The organism is Lentibacillus daqui (assembly GCF_027186265.1).
Lineage (GTDB): Bacteria > Bacillota > Bacilli > Bacillales > Amphibacillaceae > Lentibacillus_C > Lentibacillus_C daqui.
Genome location: NZ_CP114176.1, coordinates 2,874,992 through 2,898,786 on the forward strand (window position 1 = coordinate 2,874,992; position 23,795 = coordinate 2,898,786).

20 protein-coding genes are annotated in these 23,795 nt (G+C 42.0%); 3 read left to right on the forward strand and 17 right to left on the reverse strand.

Features of this window, described 5'->3' with window-relative positions; genetic code table 11:
- Positions 1-116: 116 nt before the first annotated feature.
- The 5 genes from O2S85_RS14510 to O2S85_RS14530 all read right to left on the reverse strand — a co-directional run bounded on the left by O2S85_RS14510 (position 117) and on the right by O2S85_RS14530 (position 5,551).
- Positions 117-1,577, reverse strand: coding sequence for a CoA-acylating methylmalonate-semialdehyde dehydrogenase (locus O2S85_RS14510; protein WP_269410028.1), 1,461 nt, complete (start codon positions 1,575-1,577; stop codon positions 117-119).
- A gap of 44 nt (positions 1,578-1,621) precedes the next feature.
- Positions 1,622-2,986 carry an aspartate aminotransferase family protein gene (locus tag O2S85_RS14515; protein ID WP_269410029.1) on the reverse strand — a complete coding sequence of 455 codons (1,365 nt, stop codon included), beginning with the start codon at positions 2,984-2,986 and terminating at the stop codon, positions 1,622-1,624.
- Between the two features lie 360 nt (positions 2,987-3,346).
- Complete coding sequence (locus O2S85_RS14520; RefSeq protein WP_269410030.1) at positions 3,347-3,733, reverse strand: IS607 family transposase; 387 nt, start codon at positions 3,731-3,733, stop codon at positions 3,347-3,349.
- 16 nt (positions 3,734-3,749) lie between these two features.
- A complete protein-coding gene (locus tag O2S85_RS14525) occupies positions 3,750-3,881 on the reverse strand; it encodes a MerR family transcriptional regulator (protein ID WP_269410031.1) in 132 nt (43 codons plus the stop codon).
- Positions 3,882-4,102: 221 nt separating this feature from the next.
- The gene (locus tag O2S85_RS14530; protein WP_269410032.1) at positions 4,103-5,551 is read right to left on the reverse strand and encodes an amidase family protein; all 1,449 of its coding nucleotides are present in this window, start codon (positions 5,549-5,551) and stop codon (positions 4,103-4,105) included.
- A gap of 337 nt (positions 5,552-5,888) precedes the next feature.
- On the opposite strand from O2S85_RS14530, the gene O2S85_RS14535 reads away from it, so the two are divergent.
- Positions 5,889-7,505, forward strand: a complete 1,617-nt coding sequence (locus O2S85_RS14535) for a PucR family transcriptional regulator (protein ID WP_269410034.1) — start codon at positions 5,889-5,891, stop codon at positions 7,503-7,505.
- A 40-nt stretch (positions 7,506-7,545) separates the two neighbouring features.
- On the opposite strand, the gene O2S85_RS14540 is transcribed toward O2S85_RS14535, so the two are convergent.
- The 7 genes from O2S85_RS14540 to O2S85_RS14570 all read right to left on the reverse strand — a co-directional run bounded on the left by O2S85_RS14540 (position 7,546) and on the right by O2S85_RS14570 (position 14,622).
- Positions 7,546-8,781 (reverse strand): Zn-dependent hydrolase, encoded by a 1,236-nt coding sequence (locus tag O2S85_RS14540; protein WP_269412596.1) that lies wholly within the window; start codon positions 8,779-8,781, stop codon positions 7,546-7,548.
- Positions 8,782-8,816: 35 nt separating this feature from the next.
- Positions 8,817-9,038 carry a hypothetical protein gene (locus tag O2S85_RS14545; RefSeq protein ID WP_269410036.1) on the reverse strand — a complete coding sequence of 74 codons (222 nt, stop codon included), beginning with the start codon at positions 9,036-9,038 and terminating at the stop codon, positions 8,817-8,819.
- Positions 9,039-9,060: 22 nt separating this feature from the next.
- Positions 9,061-10,533, reverse strand: coding sequence for an NCS1 family transporter (locus tag O2S85_RS14550; RefSeq protein ID WP_269410038.1), 1,473 nt, complete (start codon positions 10,531-10,533; stop codon positions 9,061-9,063).
- Between the two features lie 153 nt (positions 10,534-10,686).
- Positions 10,687-11,958 (reverse strand): NAD-dependent dihydropyrimidine dehydrogenase subunit PreA, encoded by a 1,272-nt coding sequence (preA, locus tag O2S85_RS14555; RefSeq protein ID WP_269410039.1) that lies wholly within the window; start codon positions 11,956-11,958, stop codon positions 10,687-10,689.
- Between the two features lie 25 nt (positions 11,959-11,983).
- On the reverse strand, positions 11,984-13,327 hold the full coding sequence (locus O2S85_RS14560) for an NAD(P)-dependent oxidoreductase (RefSeq protein WP_269412597.1): 1,344 nt from the start codon (positions 13,325-13,327) through the stop codon (positions 11,984-11,986).
- Between the two features lie 298 nt (positions 13,328-13,625).
- Entirely contained in the window at positions 13,626-14,114 is a 489-nt protein-coding gene (locus tag O2S85_RS14565; protein WP_269410040.1) for a hypothetical protein, read from the reverse strand.
- Between the two features lie 376 nt (positions 14,115-14,490).
- Complete coding sequence (locus tag O2S85_RS14570) at positions 14,491-14,622, reverse strand: hypothetical protein (RefSeq protein WP_269410042.1); 132 nt, start codon at positions 14,620-14,622, stop codon at positions 14,491-14,493.
- A gap of 119 nt (positions 14,623-14,741) precedes the next feature.
- On the opposite strand from O2S85_RS14570, the gene O2S85_RS14575 reads away from it, so the two are divergent.
- Positions 14,742-15,752 (forward strand): DUF3231 family protein, encoded by a 1,011-nt coding sequence (locus O2S85_RS14575; protein ID WP_269410043.1) that lies wholly within the window; start codon positions 14,742-14,744, stop codon positions 15,750-15,752.
- A 383-nt stretch (positions 15,753-16,135) separates the two neighbouring features.
- Here the strand turns inward: O2S85_RS14575 and hydA are convergent, their stop codons facing one another.
- Both hydA and O2S85_RS14585 read right to left on the reverse strand, forming a co-directional pair.
- Positions 16,136-17,557: a dihydropyrimidinase gene (gene hydA / locus O2S85_RS14580; protein ID WP_269410045.1), complete on the reverse strand. Its 1,422-nt coding sequence runs from the start codon at positions 17,555-17,557 to the stop codon at positions 16,136-16,138.
- Between the two features lie 57 nt (positions 17,558-17,614).
- Positions 17,615-18,853 carry a Zn-dependent hydrolase gene (locus O2S85_RS14585; RefSeq protein WP_269410046.1) on the reverse strand — a complete coding sequence of 413 codons (1,239 nt, stop codon included), beginning with the start codon at positions 18,851-18,853 and terminating at the stop codon, positions 17,615-17,617.
- A 228-nt stretch (positions 18,854-19,081) separates the two neighbouring features.
- On the opposite strand from O2S85_RS14585, the gene O2S85_RS14590 reads away from it, so the two are divergent.
- Positions 19,082-20,263 (forward strand): IS256 family transposase, encoded by a 1,182-nt coding sequence (locus O2S85_RS14590; protein ID WP_269410047.1) that lies wholly within the window; start codon positions 19,082-19,084, stop codon positions 20,261-20,263.
- A 196-nt stretch (positions 20,264-20,459) separates the two neighbouring features.
- Here O2S85_RS14590 and O2S85_RS14595 read toward each other — a convergent pair whose 3' ends face one another.
- From O2S85_RS14595 to O2S85_RS14605, 3 genes are read right to left on the reverse strand one after another with little or no spacing between them, the layout of a single operon-like run.
- A complete protein-coding gene (locus O2S85_RS14595) occupies positions 20,460-21,902 on the reverse strand; it encodes an aldehyde dehydrogenase family protein (protein WP_269410048.1) in 1,443 nt (480 codons plus the stop codon).
- Between the two features lie 18 nt (positions 21,903-21,920).
- The gene (locus O2S85_RS14600; RefSeq protein ID WP_269410049.1) at positions 21,921-22,670 is read right to left on the reverse strand and encodes an SDR family NAD(P)-dependent oxidoreductase; all 750 of its coding nucleotides are present in this window, start codon (positions 22,668-22,670) and stop codon (positions 21,921-21,923) included.
- Positions 22,671-22,675: 5 nt separating this feature from the next.
- Positions 22,676-23,740 (reverse strand): tartrate dehydrogenase, encoded by a 1,065-nt coding sequence (locus O2S85_RS14605; RefSeq protein WP_269410051.1) that lies wholly within the window; start codon positions 23,738-23,740, stop codon positions 22,676-22,678.
- Between the last annotated feature and the right edge of the window lie 55 nt (positions 23,741-23,795).

The following is a 23,795-nucleotide window of genomic DNA, read 5'->3' on the forward strand; positions in this document are numbered from 1 at the left end:
GCATCCCTATGGCGCTAGTATTTACGTAGAACAAGAATAAAAGGATAGCACACCTTAATAGCGCACCATCCTTTATACTTTAAAAATATCTTGTTTGACATCCTTTTAAAACCTGTTTACACCCATCGTGTTGTAATAACTTTCTTCCTTGTGTAAAACTCAATTCCATCTTTCCCATTAACATGCAGATCACCATAGAAAGAATCTTTCCAGCCGGAGAATGGGAAAAAGGCCATGGGAGCAGGTACTCCAATATTTACCCCAAGCATACCGGCGTCGATTGTTTCACGGAATTGCCGTACACTGCCACCATCATTGGTAAAAATACATGATCCGTTGGCAAAGCGTGATTTATTGGTCAATTTAACTGCTTCATCGAGATCTTTGACACGGGAAATGGATAGAACCGGAGCAAATATTTCATCCTGCCAGATCTTCATTTCACTTGTTACATTGTCAAAAATGGTTGGACCGACAAAATATCCTTCCCGCTTGATACTCTCATCTTTACGTCCATCCCGGACAAGTGTCGCCCCTTCGTTTTCGCCCGTTTCGATATACTGTAGTGTTCGCTCTTTATGCTGATCGCGAATGACCGGTCCGAGGAAAACTCCTTCATCCAATCCATTGCCAATCTTAATTTCATTTGCTTTTTGCACCAGTTTTTCAATCAAATCATCGGCGATTGCCTCCTCAACAGCTACTACCGAACAAGCCATGCAACGCTCCCCGGCTGACCCGAATGCTGCACTAATGATTTGTGTTGCCGCATTTTCCAGATTGGCGTCCTTTAGTACGATGGAATGGTTTTTCGCTCCGGACAGTGCCTGCACACGCTTCAGGTTTTCTGTTCCTTTTTTATAGACATATTCTGCGACTGGCTGTGAGCCGACAAAAGAAATTGCAGCAACCTGTTCATGTTCCAAAAGACCGTTAACTACATCATGTGCGCCGTGAACGATATTCAATACACCGTTTGGCACTCCTGCTTCTTCTAGTAATTCTGCCAGGCGATTAGCCAACAGTGGTGTTCGTTCGGATGGTTTCAGAACAAATGTATTTCCTGTTACAATCGCCATTGGGAACATCCAGCATGGCACCATCATCGGAAAGTTGAACGGGGTAATGCCGCCGATGACACCGATTGGGTAGCGATATACACCTGATTCCAGCCCGGAAGAAATCGATGGCAGCTGTGATCCCATAGACAACGATGGTGCACCTGCTGCATATTCTACACACTCAATTCCGCGAAGAACCTCACCATACGCTTCTTTGTAACTCTTGCCATTTTCCACCGTGACCAGCTCGGCAAGTTCCTCCCAATGGTCGACAAGTAGTTGTTGATATTTGAATAAAATGCGCGCCCGTTTCGGAACCGGAAACTCCTTCCATGTCTGAAATGTCTCGGAAGCAACTTCAACTGCCTGGTCTAAATCCTTTCTTGAAGATAAAGGTACCTGTGCAATGACTTCACCTGTAGCCGGGTTAAATACCTCTGCCGTTTTATCAGATGACGCCTCTACCCATTCACCATTAATATAGTTTTTAAGTGATTTTACTTGTGTTGTAGTCATATGAACGAATACCTCCTGCTGGTTTATTTAAATGATTTCTACGGTTATTGATTTTCCTTAAACACTTTCTTAATGACAGAAACAATAAATTCCAGATCATCATCGGAACAAGAAAGTGGTGGACATAGTGCCAAAATATTATTATATCCGGCAACAGTATCTCCGTTTTTACCGATGATCAGGCCATTGGCTTTACAATCACTGACGATTTTACCAACCCGTTCTGAAGATGCTGGTTCTTTTGTGTTTTTGTCCTCGACCATTTCGATCCCCATTACAAAACCTAAACTTCGGACATCTCCAACATATGGGTGACTCGTCAATTCGCCAAGTTCATTTTGGAGCCGCTCCCCTAAAACAGCTGCCCGATTGACCAATTTCTCTTCTTGCAGAATTTCAATGTTTTTCAGTGCCAGTGCACAGGCTGCAGGGTTGCCGCCAAACGTATTAACATGACGGAAATGATTGTTTTCTCCATTCTTTTCAAAGGTTTGATAAATATCTTTGCGAACTGCCGTGACAGATAATGGCAAATAGGCACTTGTCAGTCCTTTCGCCATCGTGACAATGTCTGGTTTAATATCAAAATGCTGATGACCAAACATTTTACCAGTCCGGCCAAAGCCACAAATCACCTCGTCAATAATCAATAACACACCATGACGCTGACAGATCTCCTGAACTTTTTCCACATAAACTGGATCGGGAATCAGGATACCACCACCTGTTATTAACGGTTCCATAATCACACCGGCAATGCTTTCTTTTTGCTCCCAGATAATGGTGTCTTCCAGATCCTGTGCCCGTTGCAAGTTATAATCTCTCACCGATATACCGTCTGGTTTCCGATAATTATCGGGCGGTGCAACATGTAAGAATCCAGAGGCAAGTGGTTCGTATTTATATTTCCTTAACGGTTGCCCTGTTGCCGCCAATGCTCCCATCGATCCACCATGATACGCCCTGTAACGTGAAATAAATTTATATCGTGAAGGCTCCCCATTTTGTTGATGATATTGACGGGCGATTTTAAAGGCTACTTCATTTGCATCGGAACCACTGTTGGAATAAAAAATCATATAATCATCATCAAGCAGCTCATTTAATTTTTCAGCAAGCTCAATGCCTGGTATGTGGCTTTGCGTCATCGAAGTATAAGCCATTTTTTGCATTTGTTCATAGGCCGCACGTGCCAGCTCTTCCCGACCATATCCGACATTAACACACCACAGACCTGACATGGCGTCCAATAATCGGTTTCCTTCAGAGTCAGTTATCCATGACCCTTTCCCTTCTGTTACAACCATCGGACGTTTCTGATCGTTATATTGAGAAATATGATGCCAGACATTTTGCCGGTCTTTTTCCTTAATGGACTGCGATTGCTGTACCTCATTAACCGTTCTCATCGCCATTTCTCCTTTCCAACCATTCATTTTATCCTTTGTCCACTTCCCAGTAATTGTAAGCGATTACTTTATTAACCTGTTATCTCCCCGACTGAATCAATCGTTCCCAAGTTGACAACCATTCAACATTACTTCATAATTTATTTTACAAAGAATTTATAACATTGTAACTTCACACTTTGTAACATCATAAACAGATTGCTTTAACATTGTGGAGGGATGGGACTCAATAGTAGTAATCAAACAATAATGCCAAAATGATTACGGAACCAATAACAATTTGTTGAGTGTAAACAAACTCCCCATCAATCATTGTTTTATCAACTTTGGCATCTAACAGTTCATCGTTTGTATAATTAATTAAGGAGCGATCAAATACATGGAAAGCATATCCTCGACTAACTCCTGCTCATATGTTTTATCCTCTTTATGGTTGACGATTTCAATTTTCACATGATGGAAGGCACATATTTGTTCCAACAATTCATAGCCAAAACGTAATAACCTATCCTTGTAGTTGACGACAACTTTCTCCACCTGATTGCTTTGCGCCAGCCGGATTAATTCCTTTAGCCCCTTCTTATCGTCATTCAAACCACTTCCCAGATCTTTTATAATACGAAACTGATATCCATTTGCCGAACAATACTGCGATACGGTATGGACCTGCCTATTTAAATCCGCCTTTTGGTCCGATGATGAGACACGGCAATACCCGATAACAATTTTGTCTTGAAGTGGTTTCAAATCATGCTTGATAGCACTAAGGTTCTACAGCATATCTTCTATGGCCACCGGTGGTTCGAGACGATGTTATCTTCCCCTCTTTTTCCCACCTTCTTAATGTAGTGGGATGAACACCAAGTATGTTGGATGCTTCATCGATGGTATACATGTTAGCGATCCTCCTTATTTTTCTACATACAAAGTTCGACATAAAATGGGAGAATCCTGCTAAAAAATAATTAATTTTAAATAATTTAGATTAAACTGTTTTGGAACCCCGTCAAAAAAGGAAATAGCTGGCCATATCTACCAATTTAGAGGTGCACTACATCTCTATTCGTGCTCCCTCCATACACCCCCACCTGAACAGTTACAATTATTTTGGAAACCCTAATTTGGATCGATTGGTGTAACTCTTTCCGTATGTGCCTCAATGACATCAGCAGCCTCAAATAAGGTATCTTCACGAAATCTTCTACCAATAATCTGAACACCAGCAGGAAGTCCATCTACAACGGATGTTGGAACAGTAATTCCGGGAAATCCAAGTGTGGGAATCGATGTCATCGGCCATTGTACTGATACAACATGACGCATACTCTCGATACTAGTAATATCAGCATCCTGATCAAAGGCCTGTGTAGCCGAGACCGGTAATAAGATTAATGGACAGTCTTCCAAAAACTGTTGAAGCTGAGCAATAAGCGTACCACGACGTGCATAACCTTTCATGAAATCCTTAAGGTCAGGGTTCGGTCCCCACCATTCTTCAGCAACGGCAGAATAATGCTTTAATGCTTTCAAAATTCCCCGATCACCCGATTGCTCTAGAAGAGGCATCTTCTGCCGGAAATCCCCCAAACAAAGTAAATACCAAAGTCGGTACGCTTCAGCCAATAAAGGAAGTTCAATCTCCTCAACAATATAGCCGGCTGAACGCAATTTTACGGCAGCTTCATCCAAAGCCGCGTTGACAGCGTCAGTTGGTTTAGCAACACCAACATCTCGTAAAAGCCCGACATGAATTGGTCGCTTTAAGGGCTCTTCTTTTAAGGTCACCGGCGTAGAGACTGGATCACGTGGATCAAAACCAATCATGCTGGCAAATGCCAACCGAAGATCGGATATGGTATGAGCTAGCGGGCCTTGAACAGACATAATTTGGTTCGAAAGAGGCTTATCTTGTTGATCAGAATCATTCCAACTTGGAATCCGCCCCACAGTTGGCCTGATTCCCGCTACGCCACAGGCATATGCAGGATAACGAACCGAACCACCTATATCATTACCGAGTGCCACAGGTACCATACCGCTCGCAACCGAAGCTGCTGCCCCTCCACTGGATCCTCCTGGAGTTTTTTTCGCATTCCATGGATTTAACGTTTTACCATGTAATTCATTGTCCGTAAACCATCTAAAGGAAAAAGCTGGCGTATTACTACGGCCTACGAATATAGCTCCAGCCTTCCGTAAATTTGCAACTTGCGGACTATCTGTCAAAGCGATATTATCTTGTAAATCTACCACACCGTTTGTTGTCGCATGTCCCTTTTGGTCGATATTGACCTTAATCGAGACAGGTACACCATGCAGGGGGCCGAGTGAGCCACCTTCAGCTACTTTTCGATCCGCCTCATCCGCCGCCTCCAATGCTTCCTTTTCTGATACCTCTACCAAAGCGTTTATACGTGGATTAACTTCTTGAATGCGGTTTAATGAACTCATGACTGCCTCACGCGATGATATCAATCCTGTTTTAATCCCGTGAGCTAACTCCTCCGCTGTCCAATTCCAAAGCTTTTCCTTATCAGTTCTCTCTTTTCGATGTAAACTTTCCATTTGATCCCCTCCAAAAGTTTCATGACAAGTTGACTGTCTGGACTTGCATATAATTTTTTGAGTTTCCTATCCAATTTCTTTAATTCAATAATTCCTTCTTTCCTTTTCAAAGATTAAAAAACATAAAACACCAAATACATAATACTTTTATTCTTTACCCACTATCAAGCAATTGTAAACGATTACTATTTTCCGCTATCTGAACCAATCATTCCTAAGTTGACAACCATTCAACATTACTTCATAATTTATTTTACAAATAATTTATAACATTGTAACTTCACGCTTTGTAACATCATAAACAGATTGCTTTAACATTGTGGAGGGATGGAACTTGATGAGTAGTTTTGGAATAACCATTGATGATATTCTTAAAAGGGAGACATTTAAACATGCAAAGGTTATCGCCGGTAAGAACGGATTACATAAACAGGTAAAATGGACACATATTTTGGAAACAGACCAATTTGACTCGTTTGTAAACGGTGGGGAGTTAATTCTTACAACTGGGGCAGGTCTGCAACTCGAATCGTCAACTGCATTAACCTATGTAAAAAAATTAATAAAGAGAGAGACCGTGGGCATTTGTGTAGAAATCGGCACACACGTTAGCCATATTTCTGAAGAGGTCATACAATTAGCCAATGAAAATCAATTCCCTATAATTATATTTGAACATTTTGTAAAATTTGTTGACATTACCCAGGATCTTCATTCGTTAATCATTAACCAGCACCACCAAATGCTCAATCAATTAAACGAACTCTCAACAACATTCAATGAACTTTCCTTGTTGCCCAATGGCATTTTGAAAATCCTTCAGGAGCTGCATACCTATTTAAAAAAAGACACCTTGTATATTACTGATGAAGCGCGATCTTATTACTATCCACCCGAAACGAAATACATAGAAGAAAAAATTCGGGCACATTTACCTGATTTGAATGATCAACGATTGATTTCACTGGTCGAGGGAAAGTTTGCTGTCGTACCTGTGAAGGGTTTGGGACAAATTTGGGGATTTTTATGTTTGCAGGTAGAAACAAACAGTTTGGAGGAATTTCTCTTTTCTGTGATGGATCGGGCCGCATTGGCGATTGCCCAAATCATGTTAAGAAACAGAACCATTGAAGAGCGGAAACAGAATGCAGAAGACAAAATTGTTCGAAACCTGTTACATGGAAAAGATTATGATATTGATGAACTGCAGGCAATAACACCTCTTTCCGAAAATGATTTCCATTACAGACTGATTGTCATGCAAACCGGCCAACCCGAAGTCAATCGTGATGAAGAGGACTGGAACGAAATAAAATTGCAACGTTCGGTGATGTTCCGTTCCCTGTTTAAACAACATGGATTCCAACCCGCCATATCCGTCGGTAAAAGTGACACCGCTATCATCGCTTCTTTTAGAGTGAAAGATGATTCCGATTATGATATTGCCAAGTTTTCGCAAATTGTCAAGAAGATACAAAATATGTCTGCCAAAAACATTTTTGATGGCAGTCAATGTATTTTGGGAATTAGTAAGGTTAATAGAGATATATCTTCATTGGTAACGAGTTATGAGGAAACAAAGAAAGTTCTTTCCCTGCAGCGGGCGAACATTGAAGCATCGATTTTTTATGAAAACATTGGTGTGTATCGATTGCTTCTTGACCATCATGGGGAACAATTAACATCATACATTACCGACTGTTTGGCACCTGTAATCAAATATGATCAGGACGCCAATAGCGAACTATTGAAAACGCTGGAAGTGTACTTGAACTGCTGTGGTTCCAAAAAAGAGGCTGCAGCGCAATTATTTATCGTTCGCCAGACGCTATATCATCGTTTAAGAAAAATAGAGGAGTTACTCGGAAAAGATTTTATGGAACCGGACAATCGTTTGGCCTTGGAAATAGCGATTAAGGCCTTTTATTTAGAAAAAGCAAATGGAAGTAGCTGAAAGAAATCATGAAACTTGGATTTCTTTCAGCCATTTGTTTTTATCTTGTGGTTAATTCCAAAACCGTCTGCAACACAACATGAACCCCGTTTTCACAGTCTTCCCATAGCGTCAGTTCATCTTCAGCATGACTCTTTCCATTTACACTTGGAACAAAAATCATCGCAGTTGGAATATAGGTCGCAATAAACTGGGAATCATGTCCGGCACCACTTACCATCCGCTTATAGGAATAACCGATATTTTTTGCTGATTGCTCCAAGGCATTTACAAGTTTCTCATCAAACCATACCGTATCCCGATCCCATTGTTTAGTTACTTTCACGTTACATTTTTCTTTGCCGGCGGATTCCGGAAGCCCCTGAATAATTTCCTCAACTTGCCGGATAGTTTTGGCATCCTGATGTCTTGCCTCGATAGTAAACACAACCTTATTTGGAATGACGGTATGAATGTTTGGGCTTACATTCATGCGGCCAATCGTATAAACCAATTTATCATCCAGTTTACTCATTTTCTCCCGTATCTCTGTCATCAGATTATTGGTAGCGAACAAGGCATCTTTGCGCATGGACATTGGTGTTGTACCAGCATGGTCGGAATCACCCGTAACTTCGATTTCATAATTGACCATGCCAACCACGCCCTCAACCACCCCAATCTGCAGTGACTCACTTTCTAATACCGGACCCTGTTCAATGTGTAATTCCAAAAAGGCAGCTGCGTCTTTTAAACGATTTTCTTCTTTCCCTGCAAAGCCGCTTGATTCAAGTGCTTCCCCAAATGTCACACCATCTTCATCCGTTGACTTGAGCATAGTTTGCTTATCAAATTTTCCTGAAATCACACCGGAAGACATCATCGCGGGTTCAAATCGCGCTCCCTCTTCATTGGTGATATTAGCTACTACAACAGGAACCTGTGGCCTGATGCCATTTTCAACCATCGTCCGAACCACTTCCAAACCGGTTAACACACCGAGTACACCATCAAATCGGCCACCCTTTTTTACTGAGTCCAAATGTGACCCGACAACTACTGGAGGCTGATCATTATCCATACCAGGCAACGTTGCATACATATTGGCCATATCATCATAGACAACTGTCATTCCAAGTTTTTCACATTCGGATTGGAAATGTTTCCTTACTTGAATATCCACATCAGATAATGCCAAACGCGTAACGCCATTATTTTCCGTTCGTCCGTAATCAGCGAATTCCTCTATGGTGTTTTTAAGCCGCTCTCTATTGATTCGTATTCCTTGTTTCTCCATCATTGATTGCCTCCCATTCTATCTCTTCTTCGTATTTACTCAGCCGCCTGTTTTTGCTGCTTGATGCAAAGTATGGCAAAATATTTCCGACTATCCGGATTAGTTAAAAGTATTGTCTTTTTATCAAAGGTCGTTTTATGCATGAATTCAACCACATCGCCATCCAGCGTTCCTTTTGAATCACTTATGATATACCCTTTTTCAAGCAAATTATCCATTTGAAATTTTTCCGATTGAAAAGCATCATTGGTCGACAACGCCATCTTCCTCCTTCGCCACTTAATCTATCACTTCTTCCTGACTATTTCCGCTATTTCCCTCAATCACCCAATCACGGCCTACGGTAATTCCCAGATATTTTTCGTCACTTGGATCTTCTATTTCTGCCTGGGGAAACTTTTTGAAATACCAATGTTTAGCAAGTACATAGTAAATGGCACCCGCTAACACAAATCCGACAATAAACGAATAATCCATGAACAGAATAGCGACAGCACCACCAATCACCCAGGCAATAAAACCAACAATGTTTACACCGCCATGGAATCTGAATTGCCCATTATGCTGGTACAGTTCCTGGACATTTACCCGTCGTTTCCGTAACAAATAATAATCAACAACAAGAATCCCGCTGATCGCCGACAAAACAGCTCCAAAGAACAAAAGTGCCTGCGTCAGGATTTCATAAACACTCCATGGCTGAATAATCGTTCCGACAATCCCGACAACAAATACTGCAATCGCATTGGATACTTTAGGCCCCAATACGTTGGAAAAAATAGCAGCGGCAGGTACAATATTTGCAGCCGTATTCGTCGACCACTGTGTCAGGATAATCATGAGCAGCAGCATCGCCAGCATCCAGCCAGACGCAGTCTCCTGCAGGGCATCAACCGGATTGGAGCTGCCTGCTACCATAAAGGCTGCCGCACCAATCATAATCATAAATGCTTCTGTCAATGGCATGGCGATCAGACTGCCGATCAAATTCGTTCTATTTCGTTTAAACCAATTTCTTTCATGTTTAGGTGCTTTAAAAAACCGAGATATGGTCGGGATATCACACCCCAACGTTGCCCAAAAACCCATATTGGCAAAAATAACGATGATAAACGCTGTAAACGCAGCGCCCCCTGTAACAGGACTCGCTGCCCAAGCCCAAACATCGCCACCTTTGTCAACAATATCCGTTGTCAACGTGTGGTAGATGATTAACGATAGAATAATAATGATAGGGGCAGCAAAATCAGCAAATCGCTCCACCCATTTAATACCAGAGGCAGTATTAATCAGCTGGGCAAGGGCAAATACGATATAACATAATAACCAGTTATCAAATCCCGAATTAATCGTATGAATGATCGAATTGATCGCGGTTGAACCGAAATACGTATTGAGCCCAAACCAAAATGATGCTGTAACTGCCCGGGCTATCGATGGGATATGGGTACCCACGATGCCAAATGGTGCCCGCATATAAACTGGAAAAGACAAGCCATGTTCCACCCCGATATCGCCGACGATCGAAATAAAACCTCCAACTGCGATACAGCCGATCAATGTTGCCAGTACAACCCAGGGCAGAGGAATACTTTGAACGCCGGAAGCGCCAATATCAAAGGTTGCTAAAAGAATGGCCATTCCAACCCACATTGCAAAAAATCCCATGATTCCTATCTTCCGCTGATTGTAACCAACTGGAAGTAAATCCGGTGACTTAAGGTAAGCGTTGTTTTTGTTGGTCTTTCCCATTTTTCTTCCCCTTATAATTTATTGAGGCGTTTCAAAGCTGTTTGACTTCTACATCTGTCAAACAGCTTGCTCCTCGATCAATCACATCAACTCACAAAATCCTCCACCTTTTTCGTTTGTTTATTTTCACAGTAAAACGCATGAATAAGAAAATCATCTACTGCTATTGAGCATTTGCAAAGCAGCTTGCCGGTCATTCCAGGACATTGGCGGTTCCGTTTGCACCAGATCCACCATGTCAATTGCTCCCTCAACCGGACAAACGATGGAACAAAGGTTGCAGCCGACGCAATCATCTTCCCTGACCTTCAAGTATTCATCCCCATTTTCATCAACCAGCATATCGATACATTGATGAGCAGTATCTTCACAAGCAATATGACACTTATTGCAATTAATACAAACATCATTGTTGATACGGGCGACCATTCGATGATTTAAATCCAAATTACTCCAGTCCGTATATTTTTCTACTGATTTGCCAATGAGTTCACTAACCGAGGCAATCCCTTTCGCATCCAAATAATTGCTCAAGCCCTCGGTCAAATCATCGATAATACTGAATCCATGATGCATGGCTGCTGTACATATCTGCACGCCCCCGGCACCCATCAGCATAAATTCAACCGTATCTTGCCAGTTCGAAATGCCGCCTATTCCTGAAATTGGAATATGGAAATCCGGCTGCCGTGCACATTCGCCGACCATATTGAGAGCAATCGGTTTAACTGCCGGCCCGCAGTATCCGCCATGTGCTCCCTTACCGTTGACATTCGGTATCGGATTCCACGTATCGATATCTACGCCGATTAAACTGTTAATCGTATTGATCATACTGACCGCATCCGCTCCACCGCGTTCAGCAGCTTTTGCCGTTGCAGTTATATCGGTAATATTCGGGGTTAATTTGGTAATGACCGGCACTTCGGCGACTTCCTTGGCATACAGGGTTGACTTTTCTACCAAATCGGGATGCTGACCGACCGCCGATCCCATTCCACGTTCAGACATGCCATGCGGACAGCCAAGATTCAATTCAAAACCATCTACCCCGACAGCTTGCACCCGTTTAACAATTTCATGCCATTTATCCCGCTGTGGTTCTACCATTAATGAGGCAATGATGACCCGATCAGGGAATCGTTTCTTTGTTTCATAAATTTCCTGTAGATTCTCCTCAATGGGCCGGTCGGAAACCAATTCAATATTGTTAAAACCAGCTACCCGCTGACCATTAAAATGATAGCCACCAAAACGAGAAGTCACATTCAACACTGGTTCACAAAGTGTTTTCCATACTGCGCCACCCCATCCAGCTTCAAACGCACGCTGAACCTGGTACCCTGTATTCGTTGGTGGCGCAGATGCGAGCCAATAGGGATTAGGGGACTTAATTCCTGCAAAATTGATACTGATATCGGCCATGTTTATTCCTCCAATCTTTCTATACTTACTCCTTGGATTCTTTTAATTGCTGATGTACCGCGTAGGCTGTTTCTTTTCCCTGTTGTGCAGCGGATACGGCCATCGCTTCTCCAACGCCTTTGGCAAAAACCACATCACCCGCAGCATATACTTTCGGATGAGAAGCAAGAAAGGTTTTAGAGTCTACCTTCACAACACCACCATTATGTTCCAGGCCGAATGCTTTGATTAGCTGATGATGCCGTTTCTGACCAATCGCTTTAATAACGATATCCACATCCATGAGAAATTCGGATCCCTTGATTTCAACTGGTCGCTTCCGTCCATCAGATTCGGCTTCTGTTAACTCCATGCGAACACATTCCATCTGTTTGATATGGCCACTATTATCACCAATCAGGCGTTTCGGTGTAACCAACCATCTAAATTCAACGCCATCCTGTTTGGCAAATTCGTATTCGAAATCATACGCCGACATTTCCGCTTCCGTCCGTCGATAGAGAATTTTAACGTTTTCCGCTCCAAGTCTGACGGATGTCGTTGCTCCATCGATCGCTGTATTTCCAGCCCCAATAACCGCGACACGTTTCCCGACAAATTCAGTTGGATAATTTCCGTTCTTTACTTCTTCAACCAAATCAATGGCGTCGTAAATTCCAGCTAAATCCTCCCCTTCAATGCCTAACATAGGGACCTTGGACATGCCGACAGCAACGATCACCGCATCATAATCACGTATAAGATCCTTTGCCAAAATGTCTTTGCCCACTTCGGTACCCGTACGAATCTCAACACCCAAATTTTCCACCTGTTCCACTTCCCATAAAGAAATATCCTTAGGCAGCCGAAATGGAACAATCCCATGTGTGTCTAAACCGCCCGCCTCCTCTTTAGCTTCAAAAATCGTCACCGCATAACCGAGTCGAGCCAGTTCACGGGCTGATGATAACCCTGCTGGACCACTGCCAACAACCGCAATCCGCTTTCCGTTTTTCTCTCCAGCTTTAAACAACACTTGCTCATTTTTCATCGCCCAGTCTGTTGCAAATCGTTGTAAGTCACCAATCATGATCGGTTTGGTAGAATGGTTGAGTACACAAGCTCCCTCACACAATTCTTCTGTTGGACAAACACGCGCACAGCTTGCTCCAATCGGATTTTCTTCCATAATCGTTGTTGCCGACCCTTTTACATTTCCGGATGCAATCTTTTTAATAAAACCAGGGATATTAATTCCAGTCGGACAGGCTTTGATACAGGGTGCATCATAACAGTACAGACAGCGATTAGCTTCATCCAAGGCTTCCTGCGCATTGTAACTGGGCTTCGATTCATCAAAATTCTTTGCAAGATCATTTGCTGACAACATATTTTGCAATACATGTTCCAATAAAAGCCCTCCTTTCAAAGATCATCAGTTAAAACACATTCATTATTAAAGCTCCTGTACAATCCTTCATTAACCTGAAGTGATAATTGATTCGAAAATCACCCCCTAAATATCATTTTGTAGAAATAGCTTACTATTAAGAGAAAAACAGTTTGAAACGCTTACATTGCCTATTTCACTTATATATTTTTTTAGAGTTAATTATATATTTAACATGGTGTAAAAAGATTGCTAACGATTGTTGGTCACTTTGTAATGGTAATTTGGATCAGCTGTACTATAACGGATGAAACTTTCCGCTTACTGCATCAACCGTAATAAAAAAATGACCGGGGAGATCTACGTCACCTTCCACAATCCAGTACGGCCGGTAAAATAGTTCCTGTTTGGTTAAGTTTAGTTTAGGAGCGGTAATGACTTTCTTTCTTGCAGAAATAGAATTGTATAAAAAGTCCTCCGCTATTTTCTTTGCCTCGGCAAATGTCAGGTCCAATGCAATGATGTTCTGGTCGGATACTTCCACTTTTGCAAGCTCTGGGAATGTATCCGCCAAAGCCCCAATCTTATTCACGCCATCAATGGTACAACCGACATATCCTTTTAACGGATGAAAGAACCTTCTTCTATCAATTGTGAATTCAAAAATTATATATGGATAATATACCAGCCGTTGTGCCTGGTACGTTCTCCCCTGATCCAACTGTTCCAACTGCTGTTTTATTTCCTCCTGGCTAAAGCCCAGTTGTTCCGCGTTAATGATCCTCAATATCATTCACCCTTTTACTGGTTTATAGATATAGGTAGAAATAACCTTTGCCTCAGGACTGATATCGCGATTGATATTTTTGTCGATGTTTTTTGGCAATGATCGTGGTATGCCCGTCAACGACATGCGACAGCCCCCATGTAACTAATCATATAGATTAAACTGGAGCCTAAAATCACACCCCATTGTCCTTAGTAGACATAGTCTTCGCCCCAAATACTTAAGTATGACAGGTCAATTTCATCAAAATCTGGCCTAGTACAAATTTATGTATGTAAACGAGCAATATTACAAGAAGAATTGGATTATTCCGACGATCTGGAATCTAGTATTATTGAATGTAATAGTAATCGTTAAACATCAACAGTGAATTATTTTACAAATTGTCCAATGGGAAAAATACTTGACTAATAAATGACTTACCGATAATCCAATTAAATCGGTAAAAATTGCCACGAACAGTCTCATCTGTCACATTCCTGATTTTCTTTATCGGATCCGTTACCATTATTGTTACCTTGTTGCCTGACTATCCCCAACCACTACATTATGAAAATGAATATTTCTCCACTGTTGGTAAAAGATACTGACAACCATACTTTCAACTCGATTTGGAGGAAAAAATCAATGACAACTGATCCAATAACTTCATCTGAGATTGCAACTCTTTGGATTGTTTATCAGAAAAAAACCATGATGCTAAGAGTGATTGAATCTTTTTTATCACATAATCAAGATCCAGAAGCTATAGAAATATTGCAAACCTTTCACGATGGAGAAAGCAACTTTGTTAATGAACTGAGTAATGTTTTCATACAAGAGGGTACAGCTGTTCCGATAGAGTTTACAGAAAATGATGTGAATCACAGTGCTCCAAGGTTGTTTGATGATGTTTTTGAAATCATGTATTTACGAACAATGATGAAAGTTGCTACAGGTCTTCATGCATTACACATGTCTATGAGTTATCGGAAGGACATCATGGAGATGCACAAAAGATTCTCGGCATTTTCAGAGGAATTTTGCATAAAGACGACACAGTTTTTATTAGAAAAAGGTTTGCTCCCAAAATCACCCGGGGTTACTTTACCCAACAAAGTAGAATTTGCGGATGGGAAGGATTATCGTTCAGGTTTTAAAATGATGGGCCATAGAAGATCATTAAGTACGGTTGAAGTGGCTTATCTTTATCAAGCGATTGAATCAAATGTTGCAGGGATGAAATTAATGACGGGCTTTGCCCAAGCGGCTAAGCATAAAGACGTTCAAAAATACTTTTTCAGAGGCAAGGAATTGTCCAAAACAATCATTGAGAAATTCAGTGAAGTGTTATTGGATAGCGATATTAATGTTCCGTCTACGGCAGCCGGAATAGTTTCAGACTCAACAGTATCACCCTTTTCAGATAAGCTTATGATGTATAATACATCCATTTTGACTAGCTTTGGTTTAGGCAGCAATGCTATCGGCACTTCCTTTAGCCTGAGGAAGGACTTGCCAGCAAAAATGGCAGTGGTTGGTAAGGATACTTTTACCTTTGCAAATGATGGAGGAGATCTCATGATTAAACACGGGTGGACGGAAGAACCTCCCCAAATGGAAGATAGAACCCAATTATCAAAAAAGCAGGGTAAGTAGGTTTTATGCTGACTTGTATAGCAACCAGTTTTCTAATCAAAAGATTGGTTGGTCAGACAACAGTCTTTCAGTGCTAGCAACTCGTTTTATTTTTTTATAAGGTTTTTACCTGAAAGTACATGTTCAAAAAGGAGGCGGCGTAGCTTTGAGCACCGGAATGTACAAAAGGGTACATGAGGAGCGGAAAAGCAAGCCAACGAGCTTCTTCAAAGGAAGGCCGACTAAAAACGGGCTTGCGCTCAGGCGTCGGCATACCCCTTTTGAAGGGGCATGTCATTTTTACCGGACTTTTTGAACATCCTCTAAAAAAGTAACTACCCGTAGTAGCCTATACTGGGTAGTTACTTTTTTACAAGCTGCATAGTTAGATTTCGTCTATAATTTTACACCCGCTTTAACTCCTTATCGGCCTTCGTATCATCAAAACATAGTGCAAATGGTTTTCCCGGGATAAACTTGCCATCACCTTTTTTGCCAACAAATGTCCCATCGTCAACCACGAGTTTGCCGCGAAGGAATACTTTATCCACTTTCCCTTCCTGCTTGTATCCTTCAAATGTGTCATAATCAACGCCATGCAAGCTATTTTCATTGGAGATAATGGACGATCCATGCGGGTCATACAACACAATATCGGCATCCATACCAACACCAATATGTCCTTTGCAATGGTCTAACCCCATGTTTTTGGCCGGCGTGGTTGCAAATAAGTCAACAAACCGTTGTCTGGAGATTTTTCCAGTATTTACACCATATGTCCACAGAATACCCAACCGGTTTTGTACACCCGGTGCGCCGTTTGGAATATTGGTAAAATCGTTCACACCCATATGTTTTTGCGATTCCCAGTCAAATCCGCAATGGTCGGTACTGATGGCGTTTAACCAGCCACGATCAACTGCTTTCCATAAAGCTTCCTGATCATCCTTGGTTCGTAATGCCGGGGACATCACGTATTTTGCCCCTTCGAAATTGGGCTTGGCTAAATCATTTTCATCAAGCATCAGATATTGGACGCAAGTTTCGCCATACACTGGCAATCCATCATTTTTTGCAGACCGGATAGCTTCCATCACTTCTTTAGCTGTGACATGCACAATATAAACCGGGGCCTCGGCTAAAGCTGCTAGCTGAATCACGCGCTGGGTTGCTTCCAGTTCTACCCGTGCCGGTCTGGATAACGCATGATAATATGGATCTGTCTTGCCCTCGGCTATCATTTTCTTTTGGAGAAAATCAATCACATCGGCATTCTCACAATGGACCATAACCGTAACGCCGGCTTTTTTTGCCGCTATTAGAGCCTTATAAAGAGCCTCATCATCACTATGGAACGGCATTCCTTTATAGGCCATAAATAATTTAACCGTAGAAATCCCTCGGCTTGGCAATTCAGCAATTTCCTCGAAAGTCGCATCAACCGGGTCACAGACAACCGCATGGTATGAATAATCTGCCATCGCCTGGGGAGCGACTTCATTTTTGTCCATTTCAAAAATCGTATCAGCCATGCCTTTTCCCTGTTCCTGATTAACAAATTCCACAACCGTTGTCGTTCCTCCAGCAACCGCAGCATTGGAAGTTTCAAATCCTCGTACCCGTTCCCCTTTAAATTCAAAGGAGTAATGGACATGTTGATCGACCCCACCAGGAAGAACATATTTCCCTTGGGCATCGACGATCTCATCAGCAGACGTATCCAACTGTTCCCCGACAGCAACTATTTTTTCTCCCTCAACTAATACATCTCCAACAAATTCATCAATTGCGGTTACAATGGTTCCGTTTTTAATTAATGTACGCATGTATATCCTCCTTTTAGAAAATTTGCAAGTGTTTAACTTGGTGTCGTCTGTGTTTTCTCATTTTTTGGTAGCTAAAGCTTTAACTACATGAAGTAACAAATCACCTCCCAATTTGATATCTGCATTACTTGTATATTCCTCAGGACAATGACTTTTTCCTCCCATACTTGGAATAAAAATCATCCCCACATCGGTCAAGTCCGTCATCATCGCCGCATCATGAACTGCACCGCTATTCATTTTCATATAGTTATAGTCACGCTTGCTTGCTATTTCTTCAATCACTTGAATAATTCTTGGCGATAGTGTTACGGGATCAGATGCACCAATCAATTCGATATTGCTATGGAGTTTGTCTTCATCAGCTACGGCATTTACTTTTTCTCTTATCTCGTTGGCGATGATATCGATTCCCTTTGTCTCTACATCTCTGACATCCACGTAGAACTCTACCTTTTGCGGGATCACATTCGGCATATTTGGCTGACAGGTTATTTTACCAACCGTGGCAACCGTTGTTGGTAAAGCTTGCGTTTTGGCTGCCTTACGTATATGCGAAATAATACTTGCTGCTCCCGCCAACGGATCTTGTCGCAAATTCATTGGTGTAGTGCCCGCATGATTGGATTCACCCTTCAAGGTAATTTTAAATGTTTTCATTCCGGCGATTGCCTGAACAATGCCAATTGATTGTTGTTGCGTCTCCAGCACCGCACCCTGCTCAATATGTAGCTCAATCATCGCATTTATTTCATCCTTGCCAAGAATGTCCTTTCCGGTACGCTCCACATCAAGGCCAAATTTTTTTATCACATCATAAGCTGAATCACCCGCCCCATTTGTGATCGTTTGGAGAGCAGTCAATCCATACTGGCCGGTCAATACCTTACTTCCCAGCATGGTAATACCGAAATTTGATCCTTCCTCCTCGGCAAAAATAATCAATTCGATCGGGCGGTGCAGGTTTACCTGTTCTTCTTTTAACACTCTAATCGTCTCCAAAGCTGTCAAAACACCAGTCAGTCCATCATATTTTCCGCCATTTTCTACAGTATCAATGTGTGAGCCGATCATAATGGAGGGCTTGTCAATTTCCTTCCCATACATGGCTCGAATATTTCCAACTGCATCTATCTTTACCGAAAGACCAAGCTTCTCTATCTGTGAGAAAAGATAGTTCCTTGCCTGCCTATCTTCATCACTATAGGAAAAACGAGTACAGCCATTATTTGGTGATTTTGTATAGCTAATAATTGTAGAAAAATCGCTTAGCATTCGTTTTAAATTAATTTCCACTTTTTACGATCCATCCTTTTTTTACGATCCATCCTTCGCGTTTTAATTCATAACATCAAAGAGAACCTTATCCAAACACAATTAATCATCTAATATAGCATTTTATGAATAAATATCTTTCTTATTACTTGATGACGTAAAATAGTTTGTGTAAAATATTTGAGACGAAAAAAAGAGGTAGGGTATCCTCAAAATTGGACAACAAATAAAGAGAGGAGAAACCCTACCATGTCTCAAAGTATAACGGATCATGACTTTATAAATCAACTGGATAACCTTGTACGTGACTTTGTCAAAGAGCAGTTGGAGACCATCATGGAGGAAGAAAGAAAGCAGTTTTTCGAGGTAGAACACCCTGAATTGAAACAAGTGAAAAACGGTTATTACAAACGGTCCCTTGATACCAAACACGGTCATATTGATGATCTCGCAGTACCTCGTGATCGCCATGGTGACTTTCAGACGGAATTATTTGATCCTTACCAACGCCGTGATCAGTGGGTAGGTGAAACAGTGACGCGCATGTATCAGAAAGGCGTTAGTACGCGTGAAATTGGGGAAATGATTGAACATATGCTAGGATCTTCCTACTCCGCCACAACCGTCAGTAACATCACGGAAGCGACAGTTGAAAATATTGAGGCCTGGCAGCAACGCCCATTGAATAAACGCTACTCAGTCCTCTATTTGGACGGAACCTATTTAAAGTTGCGCCGGGATGACGTTGCCAATGAGGTCGTCTACATCGTCATTGGAGTTAATGAGAATGGCTACCGCGAAATTCTCGGATTTTATGTAGGCGGTCAGGAAAGTTCCTTGGGCTGGAAAGAGATTTTGATAGATCTTTACGAGCGCGGGGCTGAAGAAGTGTTGCTTGGTGTGTTTGACGGTCTTCCCGGGTTGGAAACAGCTATGAAAGAGGTGTACCCAAAAGCCGATGTCCAGCGATGCGTTGTTCATAAAATCCGCAATGCGTTAAATGCCGTGCGTAAAAAGGATCAGACAGCCATAGCAGAAGACTTAAAACCTATTTATCAGGCAAGTACCAAAGAAGAAGCCAGAAAGCAATTTAACGCATTTAAGCAGGTTTGGCAATCGAAGCATCCTAAAGTCGTGAAATCATGGGAAGAAGATCTAGAAGTGCTTCTGACTTTCCTGGATTACCCATCGTCTATCCAGCGCGTGATATACACGTCGAACATCATCGAGCGGACGATGAAGGAAATCAAGAAGCGCACAAAAACCATGAACAGTTTACCAAGCGAAAGGGCGACAGAAAAAGTAGTGTACCTTCAAGTAACCGACTATAACCAAAGATGGGGAGAACGAAAATTAAGGGGATTCGCAAGCGCTTATCAGCAGCTACAGGACATGTTTGAAAAACGATACGGGAAACCAAATAATATCTGATTTAATTTTCTGACACCTACCCTGGGTACCCAGGGTAGGTGTCAGAAAACAAATCCCAATTCCGAGGATACTCTATTAATTTACACAAACTTATTGACAGTACCTATTACTTTTGCAAACAAATTTACAATATTTTTTGTTCGGTTTCCTATTGTATAAAAAGGCTTGGAGATATCTCCAAGCCTTTTTGGCTATTTTACCCATACCGAATTGCCACATTCTTCACCTGCGTATAATTGTACAAAGCGATCCAGCCCTTCTCCCTGCCGAATCCGCTTTTTTTATAACCGCCAAACGGCATTTGGATGCCACCGCCAGCACCATAATTATTAATGAATACCTGCCCCGAATGTATCCGGCTGGCAAGATAATGAGCGCGACTTATATCTTGTGTCCAAATGCCGGTTACTAAACCATATTCCGTACTATTTGCCAGACTTAAGGCTTCCTCTTCATCTTTAAATGTAAACACCGTCAATACCGGGCCAAATATTTCTTCCTGGGCCAGTTTACTATCTGATGACAATTGATCAATAATTGTCGGTTCAATGTAAAAAGCCCCTTCACAATGGTCGATGTGAACCCGGGATCCACCTGTTAGAACGGTGCCTTCTGTTTTGGCAAGCTCCAGATAAGCCATTATCCGATTAAATTGTTGCTCATTTAATATGGGTCCGACATCATAATTCCCTTTTCCAGGCCCTATGGTCAACTCTTTAAATCTATCAACAATTTTCTGTAAAAACGTCTCTTTAAAAGATTCCTCAACCAACAACCGTGACCCCGCTGAACAGGTTTGTCCGGTATTTTGAATAATTGCTTTGACAACCCCGTCAACCGTTTTATCGATGTCACAATCAGAAAAGACAATATTTGGCGACTTGCCTCCCAGCTCCAATGTAACAGGGACAACATTCGCAGTTGCTGCCTGGCCAACGGAAATCCCCGTTTTCACGGATCCTGTGAACGTCACGTGGTTGACATAAGGATGAGCTGCCAGAGACGCACCTGCTTCGTGACCATATCCCGTAATATGATTAAAGACACCACTTGGAATATCTAACTGATCAACGTATTCTGCGATTTTATTGGCTGTATTTGGTGTATCTTCAGCGCTCTTAACAACTACAGTATTGCCCATTGCGATAGCTGCGGCAACACTTCGCGATAATATTTGGATCGGGTAATTCCACGGAACGATATGAGCAGTAACCCCAACAGGTTCCCGAACAACATAATCGATTAGTCCGTCCTCAATTGGAATCGTATCACCCATTACTTTATCTGCTGCTCCGGCATAGAATTCGAAATAGCGAATGGCCGCATCAATATCTGCATAACCCTGTGTCAATGGTTTGCCAACATCCATGGTTTCCAGCTGTGCCAGTTCATCCCGGTCTTCTTTTATTTTTGCAGCTATTTGATATAACAGATTGCCACGCTCATGTGGTTTAACACTTCGCCATAAACCGCTTTCAAAAGCACGTTTCGCTGCCATTACCGTTGTATCCACATCTTCCGCATCGCCGCGTGGAATAGTTGATGTGATCGTTCCGGTTGATGGATCACGCACCTCAATATGTTTTTGATTGACACTATCCTTCCATTTACCATCGATATACATCCTTAACGTTTTCATTACCTCGCCTCCATACTGTTAAATATTTCGACCGCCGTCCACATGAAACACACTGCCTGTCACCATGCGCGCTTCATCAGATAATAAAAATTTCACAGAATGCGCGATATCAATCGGTGTCAGCAATTCCCCCAACGGCACACTTTGTCTGAATACGGTTTCCTTCATTTCAATGACATCCGCTCCTGCCCCGGCGAATTGGCCTAACATGTTCGTGTCACACGGTCCAGGGTGCAATACATTCACATTGATCTTGTCTGGTGCAAGTTCTAAGGCCAATGATTTCGAAAATGACTCCACTGCACCTTTTGAGGCAACATATGACTGCAGTCCCGGCCTTGGTCTGGTCGTTGATACTGACCCAACGTTCACAATCGCGCCCCTTTTGTTTGGCTTCATATATTTGCTGGCTTCCCGGCAGGTTAAAAACGTCATGGTCATATTGATATCCATCATTTTGTGAAAATCAGTTAAACTCACCTGTTCGATCGGTGTCGAGCTTTGCGCAATTCCAGCAACGTTCACTAAGCCTTCAATGCTGCCAAATTTCTTTTCTGCCGCAGCAAATATATCTTTTACGGTAGTTTCATCCAATAGATCACCTTGATGTGCCACAAAGTTATCGTTATTTTCGTACCCTGACAGGCTTTCAATCGACAAATCACAACCGACAACATTTGCCCCATCATTCAGCAATACCTCAACGACTGCTTTACCCATGCCACCGCCTGCCCCAGTAACAATAATGGTTTTGTTTTCAAATGTCATGCAAATCACATCCTTTTTTGAAGTTTGTTTACAATCGCATCCCCAACTTGCGCTGTAGTTGCATTTCCTCCAATATCTGGTGTTCGTGTTTTATTTTCTTCCAACACATCTTCTATGGACGAGAGAATCTTATGATGCAGGTCAGATCGCCCGAAATGCTGGAGCATTAATGCTAACGACCAGATTTGCGCAATTGGATTTGCGATCCCTTTCCCAGCAATAGTAGGAGCAGATCCATGTACCGGTTCAAACATGGACGGAAACTCACCGGTAGGGTTAATGTTTGCTGATGGAGCCAGACCCAACCCGCCTGCGAGGGCAGATCCGAGGTCAGACAATATGTCACCAAACAGATTGGAAGCCAGAATCAGCTGAAAATCTTCGGGACGTTCCACAAACAAGGCAGCAATCGCATCCACATAGTATTTTTCATAATCAATATCCTTAAATCTATCTGCTGCTTCTTCAACAACCTTATCCCATAATGTCATCGTATGAATGATGGCATTTGATTTAGTTGCATTGGTTACTTTTCGCAGATGGTGATCCCTTGCATACTGAAAAGCAAATGTTGCTACCCTTGAAATACCTTCCCTGGTCATGATTGTATTTTGTATCGCAAGTTCCCGGGGCTCTCCCTGATACATCTTTCCGCCAGCCGCAGAATATTCTCCTTCCGCATTTTCCCGGATGATAACAAAGTCAATTTTTTTATTTTGTTTTAATGGCGTTTCCAATCCTTTTAGCAATTTTATCGGCCTGAAATTGATATATTGCTGAAAGCTTTTTCGGATTGGCATAATTAAATCCCAGATAGGAATATGCTCCGGGACACGGGAATCCCCAACCGCCCCAAATAGAATACCGTCAAATGCTTTTAATTGTTCAAGACCCGTTTCGGGCATCATTAAACCGTGTTTCAGGTAATAGTCCGTATTCCAATTAAATTCTGTTGTTTCATAATTAAATGTTGGATCCATATCAGATAACACTTTTAATATTTTTATCGATTCCCTCATCACTTCGGGTCCGATTCCGTCTCCTGGTAAAATCGAAATCTTATATTTCATTGGAAACTCATCCTTTTTTTCACTGTGTCCAAAATATCCACCATATTTGTTAATG

Coding starts and splice junctions, on each gene's coding strand:
- O2S85_RS14595 (WP_269410048.1), bottom strand. CDS start 21,902: ATGAAAACGTTAAGGATGTATATCGATGGTAAATGGAAGGATAGTGTC.
- O2S85_RS14510 (WP_269410028.1), bottom strand. CDS start 1,577: ATGACTACAACACAAGTAAAATCACTTAAAAACTATATTAATGGTGAA.
- O2S85_RS14605 (WP_269410051.1), bottom strand. CDS start 23,740: ATGAAATATAAGATTTCGATTTTACCAGGAGACGGAATCGGACCCGAA.
- O2S85_RS14525 (WP_269410031.1), bottom strand. CDS start 3,881: ATGTATACCATCGATGAAGCATCCAACATACTTGGTGTTCATCCCACT.
- preA (WP_269410039.1), bottom strand. CDS start 11,958: ATGGCCGATATCAGTATCAATTTTGCAGGAATTAAGTCCCCTAATCCC.
- O2S85_RS14535 (WP_269410034.1), top strand. CDS start 5,889: ATGAGTAGTTTTGGAATAACCATTGATGATATTCTTAAAAGGGAGACA.
- O2S85_RS14515 (WP_269410029.1), bottom strand. CDS start 2,986: ATGAGAACGGTTAATGAGGTACAGCAATCGCAGTCCATTAAGGAAAAA.
- O2S85_RS14590 (WP_269410047.1), top strand. CDS start 19,082: ATGTCTCAAAGTATAACGGATCATGACTTTATAAATCAACTGGATAAC.
- O2S85_RS14550 (WP_269410038.1), bottom strand. CDS start 10,533: ATGGGAAAGACCAACAAAAACAACGCTTACCTTAAGTCACCGGATTTA.
- O2S85_RS14540 (WP_269412596.1), bottom strand. CDS start 8,781: ATGGAGAAACAAGGAATACGAATCAATAGAGAGCGGCTTAAAAACACC.
- O2S85_RS14530 (WP_269410032.1), bottom strand. CDS start 5,551: ATGGAAAGTTTACATCGAAAAGAGAGAACTGATAAGGAAAAGCTTTGG.
- O2S85_RS14560 (WP_269412597.1), bottom strand. CDS start 13,327: ATGTTGTCAGCAAATGATCTTGCAAAGAATTTTGATGAATCGAAGCCC.
- O2S85_RS14575 (WP_269410043.1), top strand. CDS start 14,742: ATGACAACTGATCCAATAACTTCATCTGAGATTGCAACTCTTTGGATT.
- O2S85_RS14600 (WP_269410049.1), bottom strand. CDS start 22,670: ATGACATTTGAAAACAAAACCATTATTGTTACTGGGGCAGGCGGTGGC.
- hydA (WP_269410045.1), bottom strand. CDS start 17,557: ATGCGTACATTAATTAAAAACGGAACCATTGTAACCGCAATTGATGAA.
- O2S85_RS14570 (WP_269410042.1), bottom strand. CDS start 14,622: ATGGTAACGGATCCGATAAAGAAAATCAGGAATGTGACAGATGAGACT.